This is a genomic window from Stenotrophomonas sp. 10L48 (genome assembly GCF_056395105.1).
In genome coordinates, this window is sequence record NZ_JBFTIX010000005.1 from 414278 (window position 1) to 440051 (window position 25774).

The window sequence follows — 25774 nt, forward strand, 5'->3', positions numbered from 1 at the left end:
CAGTGTCTGGTAGTCGCTCACCTCGGTGGGCGCCGTGCCATGTGCCGATCAAGGTCGGCATCCACCGGGTAAAGACCCCACAGCGGGGTCGGGTAGTCGCCCACCTTGGTGGGCGCCGTGCCATGTGCCAACCAAGGTTGGCACCTGGCATATCCGGTCAACCGTGCAGGTCGTAGCGATCCAGTTCCATCACCCGGGTCCAGGCGGCGATGAAATCCTGCACGAACTTCTTCTCGCCATCGGCGCTGGCGTAGACCTCGGCCAGGGCGCGCAGCACGGCGTTGGAGCCGAACACCAGGTCGGCACGGGTGCCGGTCCAGCGCGCAGCGCCATCGCTGCGGCCGCGGCCTTCATAGCTTTCGCGACCGGTCGCCTTCCAGGTGGTGCCCATGTCCAGCAGGTTGACGAAGAAGTCGTTGCTCAGCGTGCCGGGACGGCTGGTGAACACGCCGTGCCTGCCACCGTCGGCATTGGCGCCGAGCACGCGCAGGCCACCGACCAGGGCGGTCATTTCCGGTGCGGTGAGGGTCAGCAGCTGTGCCTTGTCGATCAGCAGCGCCTCACCCGGCACGCTGTAAGCGCCCTTGAGGTAGTTGCGGAAACCATCGGCAGCCGGTTCCAGCACCGCGAACGATTCGACGTCGGTCTGTTCCTGGCTGGCATCGGTGCGGCCCGGAGTGAACGGCACGCTAAGGTCATGGCCGCCGGCCTTCGCTGCCTGCTCGATGCCGACGCCACCGGCCAGCACGATCAGGTCGGCCAGCGACACCTGCTTGCTGCCCGCGCCGTTGAACTCGGCCTGGACCTTTTCCAGCGCGGCCAGCACCTTGCCCAGCTGCTGCGGCTGGTTCACCGCCCAGTCCTTCTGCGGTGCCAGGCGCACGCGCGCACCATTGGCGCCGCCACGCTTGTCCGAACCGCGGAAGGTCGAGGCCGAGGCCCACGCCGTGGACACCAGCTCGGCCACGCTCAGACCGGTCGCTGCGATCTTCTGCTTCAGCGCGGCGATGTCCTTGGCGTCGATCAACGGGTGCCTGGCTTCCGGCACCGGGTCCTGCCAGATGAATTCCTCGGCCGGAATCTCCGGGCCGAGATAGCGCGCACGTGGGCCCATGTCGCGATGGGTCAGCTTGAACCAAGCGCGGGCGAAGGCATCGGCGAACTCCTGCGGATCAGCAAGGAATTTCCGCGAGATCTTTTCGTAGGCCGGGTCCATGCGCAGCGACAGGTCGGTGGTCAGCATGGTCGGGCGGTGCTTTTTCGACGGATCGTGCGCATCGGGAATCACTGCGTCCGCATTCTTGGCGACCCACTGGTGCGCGCCGGCCGGGCTCTTGCTCAGCTCCCATTCGTGGCCGAACAGGATCTCGAAGAAGTCGTGGCTCCACTGCGCGGGGGTGCGGGTCCAGGTGACTTCCAGGCCGCTGGTGATGGTGTCGCCGCCCTTGCCACTGCCGAAGCTGTTGGCCCAGCCCAGGCCCTGGCTTTCCAGGCCCGCTGCTTCCGGTTCCTTGCCGACGTTGTCGGCCGGGCCGGCACCATGGGTCTTGCCGAAACTGTGGCCACCGGCGATCAGGGCGACGGTTTCCTCATCGTCCATCGCCATGCGGCCGAAGGTGTCGCGGATGTCATGCGCGGCCAGCACCGGATCGGGATTGCCATCCGGGCCTTCCGGGTTCACATAGATCAGGCCCATCTGTACCGCGGCCAGCGGGTTTTCCAGTTTGCGCGAGTGCACATCGCCATCAGCGTCGTCATCGGACACCAGCACGCCGTGGTCCTCTTGCACGCCCTCCGAGCCGTGCTTGTAGCGCACGTCGCCACCGAGCCAGGTGGTCTCGCGGCCCCAGTACACGTCCTGGTCCGGCTCCCAGGTATCGGGACGGCCGCCGGCAAAGCCGAGCGTCTTGAAGCCCATCGACTCCAGTGCGACGTTGCCGGTCAGGATCAGCAGGTCGGCCCAGGAAATGGCCTGGCCATATTTCTGCTTGATCGGCCACAGCAGGCGTCGCGCCTTGTCCAGGCTGACGTTGTCGGGCCAGCTGTTGAGCGGAGCGAAGCGCTGCTGGCCGCGGCCACCACCACCACGGCCGTCATCGATGCGGTAGGTGCCGGCGCTGTGCCAGGCCATGCGGATGAACAGGCCGCCGTAGTGGCCGAAGTCGGCTGGCCACCAGTCCTGCGAGTCGGTCATCAACGCCTTCAGGTCGGCCTTCAGGGCGCTGTAGTCCAGCCCGTTGAAGGCCTTGGCGTAGTCGAAGCCCGTATCAAGGGGATTGGAGCGCGTGGAGTGCTGGTTGAGCAGATCCACGCGCAGCTGGTTCGGCCACCAGTCGCGGTTGGTCGTCGCATCACCGACGACGGCATGGTTGAACGGGCACTTCGCTTCGCTTTTCATGGGTCTCTACCTGTGGGCTGGCGAATGAGGGAATCAGATCGCTTACCCACCATAGGCATCGCCTAATGATGGGTAAATTCGATTGATTCAACCGATGCGATAGTGGCCGCCTATGGCAGGCGGCGCTTGCATCGTTGTGCGCGATCAGCGCTTGAGCAGGCCCGCGCCGAGCTTGAACAGATCGCTGGCGCCGAACTGGCCATCGCCGTCCTGATCGAGCGCACCGCCGAGCAGGCTGCCGATGCCACCGCCGGATTGCTGTGCTTCCTGCCCCAGGGCCTGGCTGAGCTGGCCGGCGTTGCCGCTCTGGGCAAACCGCTGGGCCAGGAACGACATGACGATGGGGGCCAGGATCGCCAGCAGCTGGCTGGACCTGCCGCTGTCCAGGCCGGTCTTCTGGCCCAGCACTTCGGCCGCCTGCGAGGTCTGCCCACCGAACACGTGGCCGAGGATGCCGGCACCGTTGGTGGCGTTGCCGCCGCCACCGCCCATCACCGCGCCGAGGATGCTGCCGATGTCGAAACCGCCGCCAGCACCGCCACCGCCGCCCGAACCGAGGTGGTCGCGCTGCAGGGCATTGAGGAGGGACTGCGCACCCTGCGGCTCGCTGGCGTTCTGGCCCATCGCGCCGAGCAGCAGCGGCAGCGCGCTGCCGACGGCCTGGGTAGCCTGGCTGCTGTCCAGGCCGAGCTGCTGCGAGACCTGCTGCAGGCCTTGGCCCTGCTGCAGCTGCTGGAAGAGGGATGCAGCAAGGGATTCGGTGTTCATGGCGGTCTCCGGTCTGTGAAGGACGAACCGCCCGAGCATAACGCCGTGTACACGACGGCAATGCGAAGGCTTCATGGCGGGCGTCCGCCGGGCAGGGCCGGCGGAACCTGCGGCCTGCCTTACAGCAGCGCCTTCAACCGGTACAGCGCTTCCAGTGCCTGCTTCGGGGTCAGCTCGTCCGGGTCGATCGCGGCCAGCGCCTCCTGCGCCTTGTTCGGCGGAGCGGCAAACAGCCCGAACTGCTGCGGGGCATCCAGCGCCTGCGGGGCGAGTTCGGCGGCATGGCTTTCGCCGCCGCGCTGTTCCAGTTCGGCCAGGCGTCGGCGCGCCTGTGCCACGGTGGCACGCGGCAGGCCGGCCAGGGCAGCCACCTGCAGGCCGAAGCTGCGGTTGGCCGGACCGTCCTTCACTGCATGCATGAACACCAGTGCTTCGCCGTGCTCGACGGCATCCAGATGCACGTTGGCGATGCCGCTGCGGCCGCCTTCGTGCTGTTCGTCGGCCAACGCGGTCAGTTCGAAGTAATGGGTCGCAAACAGCGTGTAACAGCGGTTTTCGTAGGCGAGGTGGCGCGCTACCGCGTCGGCCAGGGCCAGGCCGTCGTAGGTGGACGTGCCGCGGCCGATCTCGTCCATCAGCACCAGCGAATGCGCGGTGGCGTGATGCAGGATGTAGCTGGTTTCGGCCATCTCGACCATGAAGGTCGACTGCCCGCGGGCAAGGTCATCGCCTGCGCCGATGCGGGTCAGGATGCGGTCGATCGGGCCGATCAGCGCACGGCTGGCCGGCACGAAGCTGCCGATGTGGGCCAGCAGCACGATCAGCGCGTTCTGCCGCATGTAGGTCGATTTACCGCCCATGTTCGGGCCGGTGATGACCAGCATGCGACGGTCCGGGTGCAGATCCAGGTCGTTGGGCTCGAACGGCTGGTCACGCACCGCTTCCACCACCGGATGGCGGCCGCGCTCGATCTTCAGGCACGGCTCGGCCTGCAGCTCCGGGCGCGCCCAGTCCAGCGCCTGCGCACGTTCGGCGAAGGCGGCCAGCACGTCCAGTTCGCTGAGTGCGGCAGCACACTGCTTGAGCGGCTCCAGCTGGGTGCCCAGCGTGTCCAGCAGCTGCTCGTACAGGTACTTTTCGCGCGACAGCGAACGGTCGCGGGCGGACAGCACCTTGTCTTCGAACGCCTTCAGTTCTTCGGTGATGTAGCGCTCGGCGTTGGTCAGTGTCTGCCGGCGGGTGTAGTGCACCGGCGCACGGTCGGACTGGCCCTTGCTGATTTCGATGTAGTAGCCGTGCACACGGTTGTAGCCGACCTTCAGGGTGGCGATGCCGCTGCTCTCGCGCTCGCGCTGCTCCAGGTCGACCAGGAACTGGTCGGCGTGGGTCGACAGGCGGCGCAGCTCATCCAGCTCGGCGTCGAAGCCATCGGCCAGCACGCCACCATCGCTGAGCTTGAGCGGCGGCATGTCGGCGATCGCGCTGGCCAGCAGGTGGGCGCATTCGTCGTGTTCGCCGAGCGCGGCGTGCAGGGTCTGCAAGCGCGGTGAATCCAGCGGTGCCAGCACCTCGCGTACGGCCGGCAGCAGGCCGAGGCCATCGCGCAGGGTGGAGAAGTCGCGCGGCCGTGCCGAGCGCAGGGCAACGCGGGTGAGAATGCGTTCAAGGTCGCCGAGGCGGCGGAACTGTTCGCGGATATCTGCGTCCGCGCCACGGTCGATCAGTGTTTCCACCGCGTGGTGGCGCTGCACCAGCACCTCGCGCAGGCGCAGCGGCCGATGCAGCCAGCGGCGCAGCAGGCGGCCGCCCATCGGCGTCACCGTGCTGTCGAGCACGCCGAGCAGGGTATTGCGGGTATCGCCGTCGACGCGGGTGTCCAGCTCCAGATGGCGCCGCGTTGCCGCGTTCATCGCGATCGCTTCGCCGGCGGTTTCCATCGAGATGGACGTAAGGTGCGGCAGGCGCTGCTTCTGGGTTTCCTCGACATAGCCGAGCAGGGCGCCGGCAGCGGCCGTTGCGCGCGGCTTGTCGTCGATGCCGAAGCCGCTCAGGTCATGCAGCTTGAAGAAGTTCAGCAGCTGGCGGCGGCCACTGTCGGCGTCGAACAGCCATGGCGCGCGGCGACGCACGCCGCTGCGCTGGCGCAGGAACTCCGGCCAGTTCTCCTCATCCGGCACCAGCAGTTCGGCCGGCTCCAGGCGCGCGAGTTCGGCTTCCAGCGCGTCATCGGTGTCCACTTCGTTGACCAGGAAACGGCCGCCGGCCAGGTCGGCCCAGGCCAGGCCATAGCCGCTCTTGTTGCGCGACAGGGCCATCAGCAGGGTGTCGCGACGCTCGTCCAGCAGCGCTTCGTCGGTGACCGTGCCGGGGGTGACGATGCGCACCACCTTGCGTTCGACCAGTCCCTTGGCCAGTGCCGGGTCGCCGATCTGTTCGCAGATCGCCACCGATTCGCCCAGCGCGACCAGTCGTGCCAGGTAGCCCTCGTAGGCGTGCACCGGCACGCCGGCCATCGGAATCGGTGCACCACCGGAGCTGCCACGCTGGGTCAGGGTGATGTCGAGCAGGCGCGCGGCCTTGCGCGCGTCGTCGTAGAACAGCTCGTAGAAGTCGCCCATGCGGAAGAACAGCAGCAGGTCCGGGTAGTCGGACTTGGCTGCGAAGAACTGCTTCATCAGCGGGGTGTGTTCGGCGGACTTGTCTTTGGACATGGGACTCGTGGATCAGGGGCGTCCGCTCGCGCCGGAGGGCAGCGGGGCGGAGCCGGTACAGGGCTGTCCATGGTAACTGGTCGCGGCAGGGGGGACGCTTTTGCCGGGGGCGTGGCACGTGTCGCAGGTGAACAGCTGCGGTGGCGCGTGCGACTCTCAATGGTTGTGCGGGAGGCTCGGGCGATGGGCAATTGCGAGTGAAACGGTCGTTGCCGGCGCCAGCCTGCTGGTGCTGGGTGAATCCGCGTTATGGGTCACAGCTTTCGGAGGGATGTCCGGCGGAGGGTGGATCGCCGCAATCGGGCGGTCAAACGGAGTCATGCATGTTCCTTCGGGTGTTGCTTGCGATATTTCTGGCCTGCACCGCGGGTCTTTCCCTGGCGGCAGAGGCGGCGCCGTCGAATGACCTGCACCACCTTGCGTTGCGGGTGCTGCACGACGGGGTCCCCGCGTTCTCGCCCCGGCTGAGCGTGCGGCAGGGGCGCACGGCGACCGTCGCGCTGGAGGGCAGGCATGGGCAACGCTATAGCCTGGTGGTCGACATTGCCGAAGCGGAGGCCATCGTCGGCGAAGCGGGTGCAGACCTGCAGTGGAGCCTGTGGCAGGACGGGACGCTGCTGCAGAAGGGCGCATTGACGATCTCTCCGGCGATGGTGCAGGCGGCGGCACTGGAGGGGCGGCCGCTGGGTGTCCGCAAGCGTGGGCTGGGCGGGGTACAGGCCGACGTCCAGGTGCTGGACTATTCGGTGGAGGCGTCGCCCTTGGGAGGAGATGGCAGGGCGACTGCCTGTGCCATCGCCTCGCCAATGGCAACCGCTCGCGATAAGGGATGTTGTGCAGCGAAGTGCCAGGATGGCAGCGGACAGTCGCTCAAGTGCTGTGGTGCAAGCTCCTGCTGTGCATGTGGTACCTGTTGCCACGTTCCTTGATGGGCGTCGGCAGCAGGCGTGGCAGCCTCAGGCCTGTACCAGGGTGATGTCCGGGTGGCTGGCGAAGATCTCCATCACGATGTCGAAGTAGGTCTGCCCCTCGCCACGTTGCAGGGCGTCCAGCTGGCGGCCGATGGTTTCGGCATTGAACGTACCCGGCTGCCGCAGCTTGTCTTCCAGCCACGCGCGCGTGGCCTCCAATCCGAGTGCCTCTCGGCTGCGGTCGATGTCGCGCCAGACCAGCGTGGCGGTTTCGTGCCCGGCCAGCGCGCCATAACCGCCGTTCAGCAGATCGTCCAGCCCATCGAGACTGGGCCCGAGCTGCCAGGCTTCGCCGGCCATGAATACCCGGTTGATCTCCGCATAGAGGCTGGGGATATCAACAATGGCGGTGCCATTGATCTGCAGGAATACGGTCATGCGCCGACTGTAGCGTGGGCCGGCGAAAGGCGTTGTGCTGAACGCCGTTGCTTTGCGACGTGGCGCGTGCGTGCGCATACTCTGGATCTCTGCCTGCGGTGTTCTGTCCCCGTAGTCCTGGGCATTTGAAAATTTCCCTATAGAAATCCTTCGGGCGGCCGATAGCCTATGCGCCACTTCGCGTCGGGCGCGGTGGCATGCCGTTGCATACCCCCGGCGAACCTCGATTCAAGCCATTGGGTTGGCCCTTCTCCTTTCCGGGAGCAGGACCGCTGACGCGTGGCATCAACACGTGGAATTGATTGTGCAAGCAAGGAAGATGTCTGTGCGCGGTGCGCGCCGCAGTGGTGGAGGGTTGGTGCTTCTGGGCATGGCCTTCAGTGTTGCTGCCCAGCAGGTGGGTGACCCGGGCGCGCAGGAGCTGCTGCGCCAGCAGGAACGAGAACGCGTGCTGCGCGAGCAGCAGGAAAGCCGGCCCGATGTACGCCTGAAGAGCAGCCAGGGTGAACAGGGGGAGCGCCTGCCGACGCAGGAGCAGCCCTGCGTGCGTATTGATCGCATCGTGCTGGACGGCGAGGGTGCCAAGGGCTTCCAGTGGGCATTGGCCGCAGCCGATCCGCGCGAAGATCCCGCCAGCGGCCGCTGCCTGGGCACTGAAGGCATCAACGTGGTGATGAAGCGCGTACAGAACGCGATCATCGCGCGTGGCTATGTCACCACCCGCGTGCTGTCGGCCCCGCAGGATCTGAATACCGGCACGCTGACACTGTCGGTGGTGCCCGGGCGATTCCGCGAGGCGGTGTTCACCGAGGCGGATGGGCGGCATCCGGCCATCGCCAATGCGCTGCCGATCCGCAGTGGCGGCCTGTTGAACCTGCGCGACATCGAGCAGGGGCTGGAGAACCTGCAGCGCGTGCCCACCGTCACTGCTGACATCAAGATCGCACCTGCAGACGGCGAAGGCGCCGCGCCCGGGCAGAGCGACCTGAACATCGACTGGAAACAGCGTTCGCCGGTGCGTGCCAGCCTGACCCTGGACGATGCAGGCAGCCAGGGCACCGGCAAGCTGCAGGCCAACGCCACGCTGTCGTTGGACAACCCGCTGGGCCTGAACGAGCTGTTCTACGTCAGCGCGGGGCGCGGCGTGTTCAATGGCAAAGGCAAGGACACCAACAGCTGGACCGCGCACTACGACGTGCCCTACGGCTACTGGCTGTTCGGCGCCACGGCCAGTGCCTACGACTACAGCCAGACCGTGGTGGGCGCGTACGAAAGCTATGACTACAGCGGCCGCAGCGGCAACGCCGAGGCACGCGTGGATCGCCTGTTGCTGCGCAATGCCAAGACCAAGCTGGGCATCTACGGCCGCGGCTGGCAGCGCACGTCGAAGAACTACATCGACGATACCGAGATCGAGGTGCAGCGTCGCCGTACCTCGGGCTGGGAGCTCGGCCTGACCCACAAGCAGTTCATCGGTGCGGCCACGCTTGATGCCACGCTGGCATACCGGCGCGGCACCGGTGCCTTCCATGCACTGCGCTCCCCGGAAGAGATGGCCCGGGCGTGGGATCCAAGCCTGCCGTTGGAAGGCACCTCGCGGATGAAGCTGATCACGGCTGACGCGCAGTTCAGCGTGCCGTTCCAGCTGGGCAAGCAGCGCCTGCGCTACACCGCTGCCTGGCGCGCGCAGTGGAACCGCACACCGTTGTCGCCACAGGATCGCTTTGCGATCGGCGGCCGCTACACGGTGCGTGGCTTCGATGGCGAAAGCTCGCTCAGCGGCGAGCGCGGCTGGTCGCTGCGCAACGACCTGTCGCTGGGTATCGGCGGCGGCCAGGAGTTCTACGTCGCCGCCGACTACGGCCGCATCGGCGGGCCATCGGCGCAATGGCAATCCGGCCGGGATCTGGCCGGCATGGCATTGGGCCTGCGCGGCGGCTGGCAGCAGCTTTCCTGGGACGGTTTCGTGGGCTCGGCCCTGCACAAGCCCTCCAACTTCCCGACTGACTACACCACCTTCGGCTTCAGCCTGGCGTGGCGCTACTGATCTGGCACAAGGATTCGTGAAATGAACAGCATCTATCGCCTGGTTTTCAACCGCGCGCTGCGCGTGTGGCAGGTCGCTTCGGAACTGGTGAAAGGCGGTGGCGGCCTGGTCGGCCAGGTCGCCGGCCGGCAGACGGCAGCCGTGTCGCCGCTCGGCTTCGCGCTGATGTGCGCGTTGGGATGGGTCAGCCTGGCGCCCGTGGCTGCAGCGCAATCGGTCGGCCACATCGTGTCCGATCCCAACGCGCCAGGCCGTGAGCGGCCCACCGTGGTCACCGCGCCGAACGGTGTGCCGATGGTCAACATCACCACGCCATCGGCCGGTGGTGTTTCGCGCAACCGTTACTCGCAGTTCGATGTCGGCCGCGAGGGCGTGATCCTCAACAACGCGCGTGGCCAGGTGCAGACGCAGCTGGGTGGCTGGGTGCAGGGCAATCCGTGGCTCGCCACCGGCAGCGCCCGGGTCATCCTCAACGAGGTCAACGGCCCGGCCAGCCGGCTCAATGGCTACGTGGAAGTGGCCGGACAGCGCGCCGAGGTGATCATCGCCAATCCTGCCGGCATCCAGGTCAACGGTGGCGGTTTCCTCAATGCCAGCCGCGTCACGCTCACCACCGGCGCGCCGGTGTTCAGCGGCAGCGGTTCGCTGGAAGGTTATCGAGTCAGTGGTGGGGCAATCGAGGTCAACGGCGATGGCCTCGATGCCAGCCGCGCCGACTACACCGACCTGATCACCCGATCGCTGAAGGTCAACGCCGGCATCTGGGCCAACCAGCTGCAGGCGACCCTCGGCAACAACGTGGTCAGTGCCGACCACAGCCAGGTCAACGCTGCGGCGGCCAGCGGCGATGCGCCGACCTTTGCGCTGGATGTGGGCGCGCTGGGGGGCATGTTCGCCAACAAGATCTGGCTGGTCGGCAATGAACACGGCGTGGGCGTGCGCAATGCCGGCAGCATCGGTGCCCAGGCCGGCGAACTCGTGGTCACGGTGGACGGCCGGCTGGAGAACACCGGCGCGCTGCAGTCACTGCAGAACGTGCGCGTGCAGGCGAGCGGCGATCTGGCCAATGCCGGCACCATCGCTGCCACGCATGAAGCTGCGATCACCTCCGGTGGCACGCTGGACAACAGCGGCGGCAAGCTCAATGCACAGCGCCTGCAGCTGCAGGCACAGGCTCTGCGCAACCGTGGCGGTGCCATCGAGCAGACCGGCGTGCAGGCGTTGAGCCTCACCGCAGGCAGCGTGAGCAATCGCAGCGAAGGCCTGATCGGTGCGCTGGATGCGGTGGCGTCGGGCGGCTCCGGCGGTACCCCCAGTGGCACCTCGCCGGGAAGCGGCGGAACGCCAGGTACCGGTGCGCCCGGAACCGGCACGCCCGGTACGGGTACTCCGGGTACACCGGGTACCGGCACTGGCGACGGTACGCCGGTGACGCCGGCTGTTCCGTTGGCCGCCGGTGTGCTGGACATCGCCGGCACGCTCGACAACGACGGTGGCAGCATCAGCAACGGCGGTCGTGTATCGCTGGTTGCGGGCAATGGTCTGGACAACAGCGGAGGCCGCCTTGGTGTGGCCTCGCTGCGCGCCACGGGCGATCTGAACAACGATGGCGGCACACTGCAGGTGCACGGTGACGCTGCGCTGCAGCTGGGGGCGCTGTCCAACCAGAAGGGCGCGCTGAGTGTGGCCGGTGCGCTGCAGCTGCAGACACAGTCGCTGGACAACCGGGCAGGCGAGCTGCGCCATGCCGGCAGTGCCGAGTCGGCCTGGACAGTGCAAGGCGCGTTCAACAACGACGGCGGCCTGCTGGCGACCAATGCCGAGCGCCTGACGCTGGGGGCAGGTCGGGTCTTCAACGCCGGTGGCCGCATCGAGCATGCCGGTAACGGCGGCCTGTTGCTGACCACGGGCGACTGGACCGGTGCCGGCGGTCGCCTGAGCACGCTCGGTCGCCTGGACTGGACGGTGGGCAATGCGGACGTGCGCAATGGCACGCTCACTGCAGCGCAGTTCCAGATCGTCGCCGGCACGCTGGACAACCGCGGCGGCAGCCTGCTGTCGCTGGGCAACCAGGGCAGCATGCTGCGCGCCGGCACGCTGGACAACAGTGCCGGTGGCACCGTGGCCGGCAATGGCGAGCTGACCGTCTCGGCGGGGACGCTGGACAACAGCAAGGGCCTGCTGCAGCAGGCCGGCAACGGCGCGTTGCGTGTACACGCCGATACTCTGCGTGGCAGCGAGGGCCGCCTGCTCAGCAACGGTGACCTGACGCTGACCGGTGGCCAGCTGGATGTGAGTGGCGGCACCACCTCGGCGCAGAGCGTGCAGATCCAGGCCGACGGCCTGCGCAACGCCGGTGGCCAGATCGTGTCGCTCGGCAATTCCGAGTTGGCGCTGGATGTACGTGGCACCTTCGACAACCAAGGCGGGCAGGTGCTTGGCAACGCGGGCCTGCGCATCGATGCGGGCCGCATCGACAACCAGGAGGGCACGCTGCAGTCGGCCGGTAGCCAGGGCGCGACACTGACCGTGCGCGACGAACTGGACAACAGCGCCGGTGCGATCTCTGGCAACGGCCAGTTGCAGCTGCACGTCGGCAGCCTGCTCAACCAGGGCGGCAAGGTACTTGCTGCGGGCAGCGGCCTGTTGCAGGTGCAGGCCCGCGAACTGCTGGACAACCGCAATGGCGGCCGTCTGGCCGGCAGCGGAGACGTGCTGCTGCAGGCGGCGCGGCTGGACAACCGTAGCGGTGCAATCGAGCACGCCGGCAGCGGCTCGCTGCAGATCCGTGCCGATGCGTTGCAGGGCGCAGCCGGGCGGATTCTCAGCCAGTCGTCGCTGATGCTTGACGGCGGCGAGCTGGTGCTGGGTGCCGGCAGCACCACCCAGGCCGAGCGCGTCGCGATCAATGCCGAACGCCTGGACAACGCCGGCGGCAACCTGAGCTCCACCGGCAGCGATGCACTGCAGCTGCGCGTGGCGCAGGCCGTGGACAACAGCGGCGGCACGATCGCAGGCAACGGCGCGCTGGATGTGCAGGCCGGTGAACTGCTCAACCGCAAGGGTACGCTCAGTGCTGCCGGTGCAGCCGACAGCACGTTGCAGGTCGACGGTACGCTGGACAACCATGAAGGCACCATCGCCAGCAATGCCAACCGGCTGACCCTCACTGCCGCACAGCTGGACAATACCGCCGGTGCCATCCGCCAGGCCGGCAACCAGGGCCTGGATATCACCACGGCCCGCCTGGATGGCAGCAAGGGCACGTTGGTCTCTGCGGCTACGCTGACCCTGCGCGCGGATGAGGTAGACCATCGCGACGCAACGCTGGGGGCTGATCGCTTCGACCTCGAGGCCGGAACGCTGGACAACACCGGCGGCCGCATCATCGCAAGTGGCGAGGGTGCCAGCCGCATCCATGCCACCACGCTGGGCAATGCCGGCGGTACGCTGGCCAGCAATGGTGACCTGACGCTGCAGGCGCAGACGCTGGACAACAGCGCAGGCAAGATCCAGCACGCCGGCAGCGGCCAGTTGCAGGTGCTCGCACAGACCCTGCTGGGTGCGGGCGGCAGCGTGCTCAGCAATGGCACGTTGGTGCTGGAGGGCAAAACGCTTGACCTGTCGAAGGCGACCACCTCGGCGCGCCGCATCGATATCAACGCCGATAGCCTGACCACCGCCGGCGGTGCGCTCACTGCTACCGGCGAAGAAGCTCTGCGCCTGCGGGTGCAGGGGCTGCTGGACAATCGCGGCGGATCGCTGGCCAGCAATGGCGTGCTCGACGTTTCCGCGCGGCAGCTGATCAATGCGCAGGGCACCCTGCAGGGCGCCGGCAGCGGCCGTTCCACCCTGGCCATCGGCGAGGCACTGGACAACCAGAGCGGGCGCATCCTGCTGGGTGGCGCGGGCACGATCAATGCCGCCAGCCTCGACAACCTCGGCGGTACTGTCCATGCCGGCGGCAGCGAACTGGTGCTGGGCATCGACGGTCGCCTCGACAACGGCAGCCAGGGGCTGCTGTCCAGCGCCGGTGCGATGACCCTGGGCGCCGCCAGCCTCGACAACCGGCACGGCACGGTGGTGGCAGGCAAGGACCTGCTGCTGACCACGGTTGCAGGCGTGGACAACAGCGATGGCGCGATGCAGGCCGGCGAGCTGCTGCAGCTGCAGGCCAATGGCCTCGACAACCAACGCGGCACGCTGCTGGGGGGGCAGCTGACCGTCGATACCCGCGGCCAGCGGCTGGACAACAGCGCAGGTACGCTGGGTACGCAGAAGGGTGCGCTGACCGTGCACAGTGGCGCGCTGCTCAACCAGGGCGGCCGGGTGCAGTCGGCCGCCGATCTGCGCATCGATACCGCAGGGCAGACCATCGACAACCGGGACACCGCCAGCAGTGGTGGCCTGTTGGCGGCGGGCACACTGCAGCTGGACGCTGGTGCGCTGGACAACCGAGGTGGCACGCTGAACGCACAGGGCGATGCGCGGCTGGTGCTGGCCAGTGCCGACAACAGCGCTGGCGGTACGCTTGCCAGCGCGTCGGGCCTGTCGCTGCAGGCGACGACGCTGGCCAACGGCGCCGGGCGCGTGCAGGCCGGGCGCAATCTCGACCTGACCCTGAGCGGGCACCTGGACAACACTGCCGGCGCGATCGCCGCCGGCCAGTTGCTGACCCTCACCGCAGCCAGCGTGGACAACCGCAACACCCGCGGCGGCGATGGCACCCGCGGCCTGCAGGCAGGCCAGCTGCAGTTCGGAACGCAGTGGCTGGACAACAGCCAGGGACAGATCGTCACCGATGGCGGCGCGCGGTTGCAGGTCAACGGCCAGCTGCAGAACAACGGGGGTGTCATCACCACCGGCGGCAACCTCGACAGCAGTGCCGACAGCGTCGCCAACAGTGGCGGCCTGCTGCGGGCCGATGGCAGCCAGACCCTGGTGGCGCGCGCGCTCAGCGAGGACGGCCAGGTACACGCCCAGCGCGACTTGAGCCTGACCCTGCAGCAGGGCCTGAGCAACCGCGGCGAATGGGTGGCCAACGGCACGCTGGCCCTGCATCTGTCCGGCGACCTGGACAACCAGGGCGTACTGCGTGGCGGCAACCTCGATCTCAACGCGCAGAACATCACCAACGCGGCCAACGGCGAGATCTCCAGCGAAGGCATCACCCATCTCAATGCACGCGGCCAGCTGACCAATCGCGGCCTGATCGACGGCAAGGTGACCCACCTCGAAGCCGACGTGCTGGACAACCTTGGCACCGGCCGCATCTATGGCGACCACGTGGCGATCTCGGCCGGCGTGCTGAAGAACCATGCCGAGGATGCCAACGGTGCCACCCGCGTCGGCACCGTGGCCGCGCGCGAGCGCCTGGACCTGGGCGTGCGCGAACTGCAGAACACCGGCAAGGGCCTGCTCTACAGCGGCGGCGACGCGGCCATCGGTGGATCGCTGGGGGCTGATCGCATTGCTGCGGGCACGGCCGGCAGGATCGACAACATCGGTTCGATCATTGATGTGAGCGGCAACCTGGCGATCGATGCGGGCGCGATCAACAACATCCGTGAGAACGTGTCGGTCGTTTCGACAAAGACGATCGACACCACCGCGAGCATGACGGTTGCGTCGTGGCAGAAGAACAGCAAGAACACGGCGGGAACGGTCAGCGACACCAGCAACTACAAAGCATGGGAGTTCTACTACATCGCGCCGGAAGACGTGCTGCAGGATGAACCCTTCATTGCCGCCGACGGCACCCGGCTGGGCAAGGCGGTGATCCGCCTGACTGCGAACACCTCGCGCTTCTTCTTCGGCTCCGGCGGCTTGGGCTATGACGTGCGTGGCGAGCGCTGGCGCATGGATCCGGTGAACGGGACGGTCACGATCTACTACGTAAGCAAGGGTACTGCCGCCAATCCGGACCAGGTGGCAGGTGGCGATCCCTTCGATGTGCTCAAGTCCAAGGAGAAGTTCACCTACCAGACCGACCGTCTGACGTTCTCCAACGCGTACGGAACCTGCAGTACCACGTGCATCCAGTTCATCACCCCCGCCGGCTTCAACAACCCAGACGCGACCATCTTCGGGCGGCGCCAGCACACCCAGGAAACCAGCCTCAACGAGCAGAACCGCCTGGCGCACCATGTCGCCTACGAGGACCAGCTGCAGTCCGGCGTCGGCGCCGATGCGGTCATTCGATCGGGTGGCAACATGCGCCTTTCGGTAGATGAGCTGAACAACCTCTACGCGCAGATCGCTGCCGGCGGCAATATGCAGATCGTTGGCCACGGCGCGGACAGCCGTGTGCGCAATGAGGGCGTGGAGCTGTTTCGAACGCATACGTTCAACAACACATCGATTGCCTACAACGGCACCCGCACGCAGTGGGAAGCAGCACCCATCTCCGAAAAGATTGGTCAACTGGGCGGGCAGATCACTGCCAACGGTACGCTCAGCATCGACGTCGGCGATCTGAGCAACCTCAACCAAGGGCGCAACGCACCCAACGTGCAGGATGGCGCGGCAATGGCCAACCTCAACGTGCAGGGGCCGAAGACGCTGCCGGACGGCCCTGGCCATAACGGTGCGCAGGGACCGGGCCACAGCGGAGGGACGGGGGCGGAACGCGCGCTGGCACGGGCGGCAGATGCCGCCGGCACGCAGCAGGGCGGCACGGTCGGGGGCATCGCCGGCAATGGCACTGCATCCGGGGCGCGCGTGGTCGCGGCGGCCGGCGGCTCGCCGGACCGCATTGCGATGGGCGCGCCGGACACCCGTGCACCCACGGCCAGCCTGTTCAACGTCAACCGCAACGGCGGCAACTATCTGGTTGAAACCGATCCGCGTTTCACCGACCACAAGACGTGGCTGAGCTCGGACCACCTGCTTGGGCAGATGGGCTACTCGCCCGATACCGTGCAGAAGCGGCTGGGTGACGGCTACTACGAACAGAAGCTGGTGCGCGAGCAGATCGGCGAGTTGACCGGACGCCGCTTCCTGGACGGTTACGCCAGCGACGAGGCGCAGTACCGCGCGCTGCTGGAAGCCGGCGCTACCGTGGCCAGCGAATGGGGCCTGCGCCCCGGCGTGGCGCTGACCGAGGCGCAGATGGCGCAGCTGACCAGTGACATCGTCTGGCTCGTCGAGCAGACCGTGACGCTGGCCGACGGCAGCACCACCACCGCACTGGTGCCGCAGGTCTACCTGCGCCTGCGCCCGGGCGATCTGGATGGACAGGGGACGCTACTTGCCGGCGCCAACGTCGATATCAAGTTGGCCAATGGCCTGGTCAACACCGGTGACATCGCTGGCCGCAAGCTGGTGACCATCGATGCCGGCAACATCGAACACCTGGGCGGCAGCATTTCCGGACAGTACGTCGGGTTGGCGTCGGACAAGGACATCCGCATTGCCGGCGCGACCGTGACGGCGACCGATGCGCTGTCGGTGCAGGCGGCGGGCAATGTCACGGTGGCCTCGACAGTGGAGACCCTCGGCGCAGGTGGAACGCATGCGTTCGAGATTACCCAGCTTGATCGTGTCGCCGGACTGTATGTGACCAACCCAAGCGGCGATGGCGTGTTGTCGGTGGTGGCCGGCGGTGACATCAGCCTGCAGGCCGCGCAGATCCGCAATGCCGGTGCTGATGGTCTTACCCAGTTGGCGGCAGGCGGCAGCCTTGATCTGGGCGCGTTGACGCTTGGCCAGCGCAACGACTCCACCTACGACGAGCGCAATCATGTGCGCAGCAGCCAGACTACGCACGCAGCCACCAGTGTGCAGAGCGGCGGCGATGTGGTGCTCGCTGCCGGCAAGGACATCAACCTTGCTGCAGCGCAGATCAAGGCCGGTGGTGGCCTGGCATTGCAGGCCGGCGGTGACATCAACAGCCAGGCGCTGGTGGACAGTGTCAGCAGCGACTCCAGCGCGGCGGGCAAACGCAGCTCGCGACAGGTCAGTCAGAGTGATGAAACGGTGCGGGGCAGCACGCTGCAGGCAGGGGACAATCTGCTGCTGAGCGCTGGCCGCGACGTGAACCTGACCGCCGCACTGGTCGAGAGCAGCGATGGCGCAGTCAGCGTAGTCGCTGGCCGCGACGTGAATCTGCTCTCGGCCAACGAGACGCACGACTACAGCCTGGACAGCTACGAGAAGAAAAAGAAGACGCTCTCCAGCACCACCACCACGCGCAGCGTCGACAACAGCGACAGCTATGCCATCGGCACGGCGATCCAGGGCGAGAGCATCAACATCACTGCCGGTCGCGATCTGACCGCAGTCGGTGCGGTGGTCGATGCCACTGGCAACGTGATTCTGGGAGCGGGCAACAATGTACTGATCACCGCCGCAGAGGACCATCACAGCAGTGAGTCCAGCGAGAGCAAAAAGAAATCCGGTATTACCGGAGGCTTTGGCAACGGCGTGGCGTCGGTGGGCTACAGCAGCGCGAAGAACAGCAGCACCAGCGCCGAGCAGTCCACCACCCAGGTCGGCTCGGCCATCGCCTCACGCGAAGGTAATGTGCTGATCAATGCCGGCAACCAGCTGACCATTGCCGCTTCGGACGTCGCCGCTGGCGAGAACCTGACGCTGGTGGGCAAGGACATCGCGCTGCTGGCGCGGCAGGACATCACGGACAGCCAATCCAGCCAGGCGAGCAAGTCCAGCGGCTTCTCGGTGGGCGTGACCTACGACCCGACCAAGGCCTACCGCAGCGCCCGCGACTCGACCACCGACGGCATGGGCGACAGTGGCTCGGCGATGGGGCGGATCACCCGCACCGCTGAAGGTGCGGCCTCCGGCCTGCGTGCAGCCACCACGTCGACCGTGGTGACCGCCGGCAGCCAGCGGTCCAACAGCGAGCAGAGCCATTCGACCAGTGACGCGCGTGTCAGCCAGCTGGCTGCCGGTGGCGATCTTACGCTGATTGCCAACGGAGGCTCGATCCTCAGCCAGGGCACGCAGATGTCGGCCGAGGGCAATGCCGTGCTGCTGGCCACCAAGGACATCGTGTTCGACGTTGCCCACAACACCGAGCGCAGCGACAGCAGCAGCCGGGGCAAGGGCTGGGGCCTGGCCAACAACACCAGTGGCCTGCCGTTTGGCACCAACAACTCGCAGAGCGACGGCAGCGGCAGCAGCGACACCATCACCGGCACTCAGTTGTCGGTGGGAGGTGGCGTTCGCATGGCCACCACCGAAGGCAACATCAGCCTGACCGCGGCCAACATCGCCGCCGAGAAGGACGTGAACATCCGTGCGGCCGGTGATCTGCTGGTGCGCAGCGGGCAGGACACGGTCAGCAATGCCAATACGTCGGACAGCAAGGCGATCGGCTCGGTGCAGATTTCCGATACCGAAAAGTTCTCCGGCTGGCACCGCGAGCAGCACCAGGACGACAGCGCGCAGGTGTCACAGGTGGCCAGCAGCATCGGCAGCCTGGGCGGCAACGTGAACCTGACGGCTGGCGGCAAGTACACGCAGACGGCCAGCAACGTGGTGGCCGCCAAGGACGTGAACATCACTGCCGCCGAGATCGAGCTGCTGACCGCCGATGAAAGCGGTCATTACTCGCAGAGCGACAAGGACCTGAAGATCGGCGTGTTCGCACGGGTGAAGTCGCCGCTGATCGACCTGATCAACAACGTGGACGCGGCCCGTCAGTCCGATGACCGCCTGCAGAAGATGCAGGGCATGGCCGCCGGCGCCAACGCGTATCAAGCGGCCAGTGCGATCTCGGCGCTGTCCGGCCGTGCCGGCAGCGGCGACCTGTTCAGTGCTGAAGCCGGCATCGGCTTCAAGACGGCCAACAGCAGCGCCGATGGCAGCAGCACGGTCTCGCGCGGCTCGACCATCCAGGGCGGCGGCAACGTCAACCTGACCAGCACCACGGGCGACATCCACGTGGTGCAGGGCAACCTGAGCGCGGGCAACACGCTCAGCCTGGATTCGGCCGGCGACATCCTGCTGGAAGCGGGCAAGGCACACGTGGCAGACCGCAGCAAGAGCAGCAATGCCGGCGCCGAAGTGGGCGTTGGCGTTGTCGTGGGCGCGCAGACAGGCGTGTATGTGTATGCCGAAGCCAGCGTGGGCAGCAGCAAGGCGAACTCGGACAGCAATACCTGGCAGAACACCACGCTGACCGGCCAGAACATCTCGCTGAAGGCCGAGGGTGATACCACCTTGCGTGGCGCGACTGCCACGGCCGATCGCATCGACGTCAAGACCGGCGGCACGCTGACGATCGAATCGCTGCACGACATTGCCGAGAGCATGTCCAAGAACAGCCAAGTGGGTGGGCGCGTGCAGGTGGCCTTCGGTAATGCGTGGAATGCCGATGGCTATGCCAGCGCAGGCAAGGCCGAGGGCAGCTACCAGGGCGTGGGCCAGCAGAGTGGCTTGTTTGCCGGCAACGGTGGCTATCACGTGGATGCTGGACACGTGAACCTGATTGGCGGCGCGATTTCCAGTACCAACGCGGCCAACAGTGAACTGACCGCACAGACGCTGACCTTCAGCGACCTGCAGAACCAGATGGACTACTCGGCCAGCTCCGGCAGCATCAGCGGTGGTGCGGGCGGGCAGATGAAGGGTTGGGACCCGAAGGCGGGCACTACCGCCCCCCGCGGTGGCCCAGGCATGTCGATGACGGAGAACGGCAGCGACAGCAGTTCAACGCTTGCGACGCTGACCGAAGGCAACATCACCATCGGTGGCAAGCAGACCACGGCGGCGGAGCTGGGTATCAATACCGATGCCAGTGCAGCGCATCGTGCGCTGGAGGCGATGCCGGATGCCACCAAGCTGCTGGCGGACCAGCAGGCGATGGCGGCTGCGGCGGGGACGGTGCTTTCCACAAGCCAGCAGATCGCCAACGACATTGGCAGTGCTGGAGCGAACAAGATCACCGACAAGTATCGGGAAGGGCTGAGCGTCGAAGAAAGACGGGTATTTGATGACCTTCCTTGGGACGAGCAGTTCAATCGTCTGGTGGCGTTCGATCCCGCCTATCCCGAAGCGCTGGTGACCCAGCAGAAGTGGGCCCCCGATGGCGTCTATGGCCGCGCGCTGGGTGCGGTCACCACCGCATTGGTCGGTGGCGTGGCCGGGCAGGGCTTGGGCCAGCTGGGCTCCAATGCGTTAGCGCCGTATGCGGCGGAACTGATCGGCAAGACGTTCGATCCGAACAAGCAGAGCGCGGTCCCCAGTGAGGCCATGCAGATGCTGTCGCACGCACTGCTGGGAGCATTGTTGGCGGAGGCCAATGGTGGCTCGGCGGGGAGTGGGGCGCTGGCGGCGGGTGGGGGTGAGCTGGCAGCGAAGTTCCTTGGCGACTACTACGCCAAACAGAATGGCGGGCAGTTGACTCCCGAGCAGGCGGAGCAAGTAAGGGTGCTCGGACAAGCGGTCGGCGCAATGGCGGGAGGACTTTCCGGTGCAGGAATTTCTGGCGCGACATTGGGCATGGGTATCGCGAAAAACTCCGTTGAGAACAACTACCTGAATCACGACGAGCGGATGGAGTACCTTCAGGCGACTGTTATCTGTTCTGATGCAGGTAAAGACTGCGATATCAAGGAGAACTTCGAGCGGCTCTCCGCTGAGCGCGATTACAAGCTGATGATGGCATGCCAAGTGCCAGGGTCTATCGCGTGCAGTGAGCAGCGATCACTGGCGAAGATTGCATTGGAATCGCATAACTCTCCTATATATAAGGGGGAGTATGACGCCTGGATGGCGGAAAACGCCGATAAGCTCATCGCTGCGAGCAAGAATGCCGGTTCTGGGGTCAACCTTGACACGTTGGCAATTCACTCTTCCACCGAAGATCTGCAAAGGAAGGTGTACTGTTCGCTGGTTGGTGAGTGCGGTTCGAACACTGTCGATCTATTGCGTGGTGCAGGCTACGGTGCGGAAGCCGACTGGCTGTTGTCGACGAATCGAGCGGTCGCTGGTGCTGCGTTCGTAAACGGGCTCTGGACCGGGGGGAAGGACCTTGTAGCTGGTGCGGCAAGCATGAACCAGATCAGTGTTCTGCTGGGCTTTTTCTCGGATTACAAGGAGATGGACAAGCTTGGCTTGCAAGCCTTCTCCGAAAAACGCAACAACGCGATCAGTCAGGGCATCAATGAGTACATGGAGAAGACGGCAGGCCTTGCGTACTACCTGACTGGTGGTAGGAACTCGTGGAATTTTGAAGACGTAGATCAAGCGGCTGACATTGGTGGAAAGTTCACGTTTGACATCGGAACTTCCTTGGTCGGGCCGGGGGCATTCCTCGCCAAGAGGACCATGACGGCTGCTTCGGAGGTAAGACTTATCGCCGATGCGGAACAGCAGCTCATAAAGTACATCGCAGGTATTGGGAGGAACCCGCCAGCAACCGCGATCGGTGCCGTTGATCCTACAACTGGTAGAATTGTGACTATGTCGAGTGGCCCTGTTCCTGCCGTGATCGCACCGGAACTGAAGGCGTACGCCGATTCGCTCGGAGGCCTTGGTGTCAAGACGGCATGTGGGAATACTATTGGTCGTTGCGCAGAATTCAGAGCTGCAAACGAACTGATGCTGGCAAATCCACGCCTGAAGCTTGAGGATATCAAATTCACTGCTGCTGTTCGGCCAAGAAGTGGTCTTCCTGTTCCTAGATGTGATAATTGCAAGAATATATTTGGAGGTGAGTAATATATGGAGATGGATGAGGAATTTCTTGAGGTCAATGACATAGATTGGTTTGCAGTTGGTGCTGATGGATATGTTTGTCATTTTGCTACGGGAGGGCGTGGTTTCGTGCCGCGCCAGGTTGCGTCGTCCATCGAGGGCTGGCAATTGGTGTGTGACTATATTTACTCGCTTCCTATTTGCTCGGGCGTCATCGTGGTTGAAGAGAGCTTGCCTGATTTCAGCGGCCTCGCTCAGCGCGAGGCTTATCTTCGCTCTTTCCTTGAAATGGCAAGTCGCGGGATTTTTAGTCATGACGTAAGCGGGGATGGTTATCGCCTTATCGCCAAGCCGGAGCTTGCGCTTCGCGATGACGACCTTCCCGAGCGTGTTCGAAATCATATTCCAAGGATCGCCATCGGTTCGGACGATGTTCTGCTTCATTTGATGCGCTGAATGTGGCTTTTGTGGAAGAGTGTGAAAGGGGCAGGCGATGCCGGACCGGGCAATTGATCGGCTACCGGGTTACCCGGCTAGAACAGTCAATCCTTCGAATGACTGTCAGTGTGTTTTTTTTGGATGAAGAATCAGTGCAGATGAAGATCGAGCCCACTTTCGGTAGTGCAGAGGGTGGCGCGGAGCGAGACGCAGACTCGGCCGCTGACGAGTCAAGTGAAAAGAGTGCGCTGGCGATTGTGGTTGGGGACCGGTTCTCCACCTATTGCCATTTCTGGAGGCTGGACGACGCAGCCGGCAGGGCGCCGAGACGGTGGCATTGGCCGGCGTTCCTGTTTTCATCATTGTGGTTCTTCTTCCGACGCATGCCTGTATGGGGCACGATCTGGTTCATCGTTCCGCCTTTGGCGATGACCACGTTCACTCAGATGGGTCTGCCATGGTTCGCGGTAGTCGTCTTCGTGGTCTGCCGCGTGCTTGCCGGAATTCTGGCGAATTCCCTGTACCTGTCTCATTGCCGGAGGATTGCCCGCAAGGTGCTTGCCGGGCATGGAGGCGCGCATCGGCGGCGTGCCGAACTGCAGAAGGCCGGTGGTGTCAGCTACACCGCTCTGGTGATCGCCTTGGCGGTAACGGCCTCACAGAACACCCTGATCAATCTGGCAGTTCGTTCGATGCCGAAGGCAGCGCCCAGGCAGTCTTCACTGCACCTGCCGGCGAACCGGCCGGACCCGGATCTCGAATATGCGGAGAGGGAGGTGTACCAGGAGGAGCTGCGTGCGATCGCGATGACGGCGTGGCCGGCGGGTGTTCCAATGGACAACAATGTCTGCATTGTCGAGCTACGTCTGACGCCACCGGGTACCGTGCTGGATGCCAATGTTCTGGAGCCTTGCACGTTGGACGAAGCACAGCGCGAGCAACTGCTCGTCGAAATCAGGCGTACCGATTTCACGGTCGAGGGGAAAATGCGGTTCTTCACCCGCCATACCGTCATCGGCTTGCGTGGCTGATTCCCGCCACGGGCCTGATTTCCTCACGGTGAGATTCTGCTTGAACGCGTTTATGTTAACGCGGCGTTGTTTCAATAACTGATCTTAAAGTTTCCCGCAGTCGTGCCGCCACCGATATAGGGCCACGATCAAGGGAATTGAGATGCTCGCCTTACGCAACCTCCGTGTGGGATCCCGGCTTTCTGCCGGCTTCGGTCTGCTGTTGCTGTTCATCCTGGCCATTGTCGGCCTGGTGTTGTACGGAAACCATTTGAAGTCCGCCCAGTTCGAGAAAGTGGTGGGCGTGAACATGGTCAAGATGCGGTTGTTGAACGACATGCTCGATACCAACAACGCGGTGCTGATGCATCGCCGCCTGATGGTGATCAAGCGCGGCGAGGAGTTCGACAAGGATTACCAGCGGGCGCAGGAACTGAGCCGCACCTACGATGGAATCTGGGACAAGTACGTCAAGATTCCCCGCGATCCCACCGGCGATACGCTGGTGGCGCAGATCGCGGCGGCACGCAAGGCCACCGACGTCTCCACTCAACAATTGCATGAGCGGATGAAGGCGGGCGACTACGACGGTGCAGCCACCGAGCTGCTGGCCGAGCACGGTCTGGCCACGGCCTGGAATGGAGCGATCTCCAGCCTGCTGCGGCACCAGGAAACCCTGACCGAACGCAGCCGTGAGGAATACCGCGCCACGGAAGCGTGGACGGGAACCCTGTCCATCGCCTTCGGTGTGCTCAGCCTGATTCTCGGCGCACTGGCCGCGTGGGCGATCACCCGCAGCCTGACCCGCCCCTTGGCGGGCGCGGTGAAGCTGGCCGATGGCATCGCCAACGGTCGCTTGGACAACGTCATCGATGCCTCGGGCAACGACGAGGTGACCCAGTTGCTGAAGTCCATGCAGCGCATGCAGGGGCAGCTGCAGGCGGTGATGGCCGCGCAGGGCGAGATGGCGCGGCAGCACGATGATGGCAGCCTGGGTTATCGCATGGACGAGAGCGCCTTCCCCGGCGACTACGGGCGCATGGTGCATGACACCAACGCGCTGGTGGGCTCGCACGTGCACGTGCAGAACCGCCTGATCGAGGTGATGAAGCACTACGCGCGCGGCGACCTGTCGGTGGACATGGATCGCCTGCCGGGCGAGAAGGCGGCGATCACCCAGGCCATGGACGAGACCAAATCGAGTCTGTCGGCCATCAACGGCGAGATCCGCCGGCTGGCCACAGCCGCGGCCGCAGGCGACTTCAGCCTGCGTGGCGACGAAACACGCTTCGAGCATGATTTCGGCGACATGGTGACCGGGCTGAACCGGTTGATGCAAACCACGGACGAGAACCTGGTGCAGGTGTCGAGCCTGCTGCAGGCGATCTCGCGCGGCGATCTGACAGTACGCATGCAGGGCGATTTCCACGGTGTGTTCGCCCGCATGCGCGACGACTGCAACGCGACCGTCGAGCAGCTGACCCAGATCGTCGGCCGTATCCAGGCCAGTGCATCCAGCATCAATCTGGCAGCGGGGGAGATTGCCTCCGGCAATACCGATCTGTCGCGGCGTACCGAGCAGCAGGCGGCCAACCTGGAAGAAACGGCAGCGTCGATGGAGGAGCTGACCTCCACGGTGAAGCAGAACGCCGAACACGCGCGCCAGGCCAACCAGCTGGCGATCGGTGCACATGGGGTGGCTTCGCAGGGCGGCGAGGTGGTCGGCCAGGTGGTGACCACCATGAGCGCCATCGAAGCGTCGTCGAAGAAGATCGCCGAGATCATCAGCGTGATCGATGGCATCGCTTTCCAGACCAACATCCTGGCGCTCAACGCCGCCGTGGAGGCCGCGCGTGCGGGTGAGCAGGGCAGGGGCTTTGCGGTGGTGGCCAGCGAGGTGCGCACCTTGGCACAGCGCTCGGCGGGTGCGGCCAAGGAGATCAAGGGCCTGATCGAGGAGTCGGTGGGCAAGGTGTCCGACGGCTCGGCGCTGGTGCGTCAGGCCGGCACGACGATGGGCGAGATTGTCGCCTCGGTGCAGCGGGTGACCGACATCATGGCGGAGATCTCTGCAGCCTCGCAGGAGCAGAGCTCGGGCATCGAGCAGGTCAACCAGACCGTGATGCAGATGGACGAGACCACCCAGCAGAACGCCGCGCTGGTGGAAGAGGCCAGCGCTGCTGCGCGGTCGATGGAAGAACAGGCAAACCTGCTGGCCGAAGCGGTGTCGGTGTTCCGCACCGGCGCTTCGGTGGCGGCGGCAGCGGTCCGTCCGATGTTGGCAGCGGTCGCTGCAAGCGTGCCGCCGGTGCGTCGCGTGACCGGGGTGCCGCTGCGGAATGCCCCGTCGCTCGCTGCCAACACGGGTGGGTGGGAAGAGTTCTAAGCCG

At 65.4% G+C, this 25774-nt stretch carries 10 protein-coding genes; 6 read left to right on the forward strand and 4 right to left on the reverse strand.

The genetic code is table 11. From position 1 onward, the window contains the following. Window positions 1-157: 157 nt before the first annotated feature. The 3 genes from katG to mutS all read right to left on the reverse strand — a co-directional run bounded on the left by katG (window position 158) and on the right by mutS (window position 5877). Window positions 158-2398, reverse strand: coding sequence for a catalase/peroxidase HPI (gene katG, locus AC1DCU_RS11230; RefSeq protein ID WP_032976006.1), 2241 nt, complete (start codon window positions 2396-2398; stop codon window positions 158-160). Between the two features lie 144 nt (window positions 2399-2542). After that, window positions 2543-3166, reverse strand: coding sequence for a DUF937 domain-containing protein (locus AC1DCU_RS11235; RefSeq protein WP_025873810.1), 624 nt, complete (start codon window positions 3164-3166; stop codon window positions 2543-2545). 119 nt (window positions 3167-3285) lie between these two features. Further along, on the reverse strand, window positions 3286-5877 hold the full coding sequence (mutS, locus tag AC1DCU_RS11240; protein ID WP_117309834.1) for a DNA mismatch repair protein MutS: 2592 nt from the start codon (window positions 5875-5877) through the stop codon (window positions 3286-3288). 323 nt (window positions 5878-6200) lie between these two features. Here mutS and AC1DCU_RS11245 point away from each other — a divergent pair, with 323 nt between their 5' ends. Continuing rightward, window positions 6201-6806 carry a hypothetical protein gene (locus AC1DCU_RS11245; RefSeq protein WP_442251356.1) on the forward strand — a complete coding sequence of 202 codons (606 nt, stop codon included), beginning with the start codon at window positions 6201-6203 and terminating at the stop codon, window positions 6804-6806. A 27-nt stretch (window positions 6807-6833) separates the two neighbouring features. On the opposite strand, the gene AC1DCU_RS11250 is transcribed toward AC1DCU_RS11245, so the two are convergent. Further along, window positions 6834-7226: a barstar family protein gene (locus tag AC1DCU_RS11250; protein ID WP_442251357.1), complete on the reverse strand. Its 393-nt coding sequence runs from the start codon at window positions 7224-7226 to the stop codon at window positions 6834-6836. A gap of 370 nt (window positions 7227-7596) precedes the next feature. Here AC1DCU_RS11250 and AC1DCU_RS11255 point away from each other — a divergent pair, with 370 nt between their 5' ends. From AC1DCU_RS11255 to AC1DCU_RS11275, 5 genes are all read left to right on the forward strand, one after another. Next, window positions 7597-9273 carry a ShlB/FhaC/HecB family hemolysin secretion/activation protein gene (locus AC1DCU_RS11255; RefSeq protein WP_442251364.1) on the forward strand — a complete coding sequence of 559 codons (1677 nt, stop codon included), beginning with the start codon at window positions 7597-7599 and terminating at the stop codon, window positions 9271-9273. Window positions 9274-9294: 21 nt separating this feature from the next. After that, window positions 9295-21960: a hemagglutinin repeat-containing protein gene (locus AC1DCU_RS11260; RefSeq protein WP_442251358.1), complete on the forward strand. Its 12666-nt coding sequence runs from the start codon at window positions 9295-9297 to the stop codon at window positions 21958-21960. 9 nt (window positions 21961-21969) lie between these two features. Further along, window positions 21970-22392, forward strand: a complete 423-nt coding sequence (locus AC1DCU_RS11265; RefSeq protein ID WP_032976071.1) for a hypothetical protein — start codon at window positions 21970-21972, stop codon at window positions 22390-22392. A gap of 140 nt (window positions 22393-22532) precedes the next feature. Beyond that, entirely contained in the window at window positions 22533-23405 is an 873-nt protein-coding gene (locus AC1DCU_RS11270; RefSeq protein ID WP_235189926.1) for a DUF2628 domain-containing protein, read from the forward strand. A gap of 142 nt (window positions 23406-23547) precedes the next feature. Continuing rightward, complete coding sequence (locus AC1DCU_RS11275) at window positions 23548-25770, forward strand: methyl-accepting chemotaxis protein (RefSeq protein WP_032976011.1); 2223 nt, start codon at window positions 23548-23550, stop codon at window positions 25768-25770. The last annotated feature ends 4 nt before the right edge of the window (window positions 25771-25774 follow it).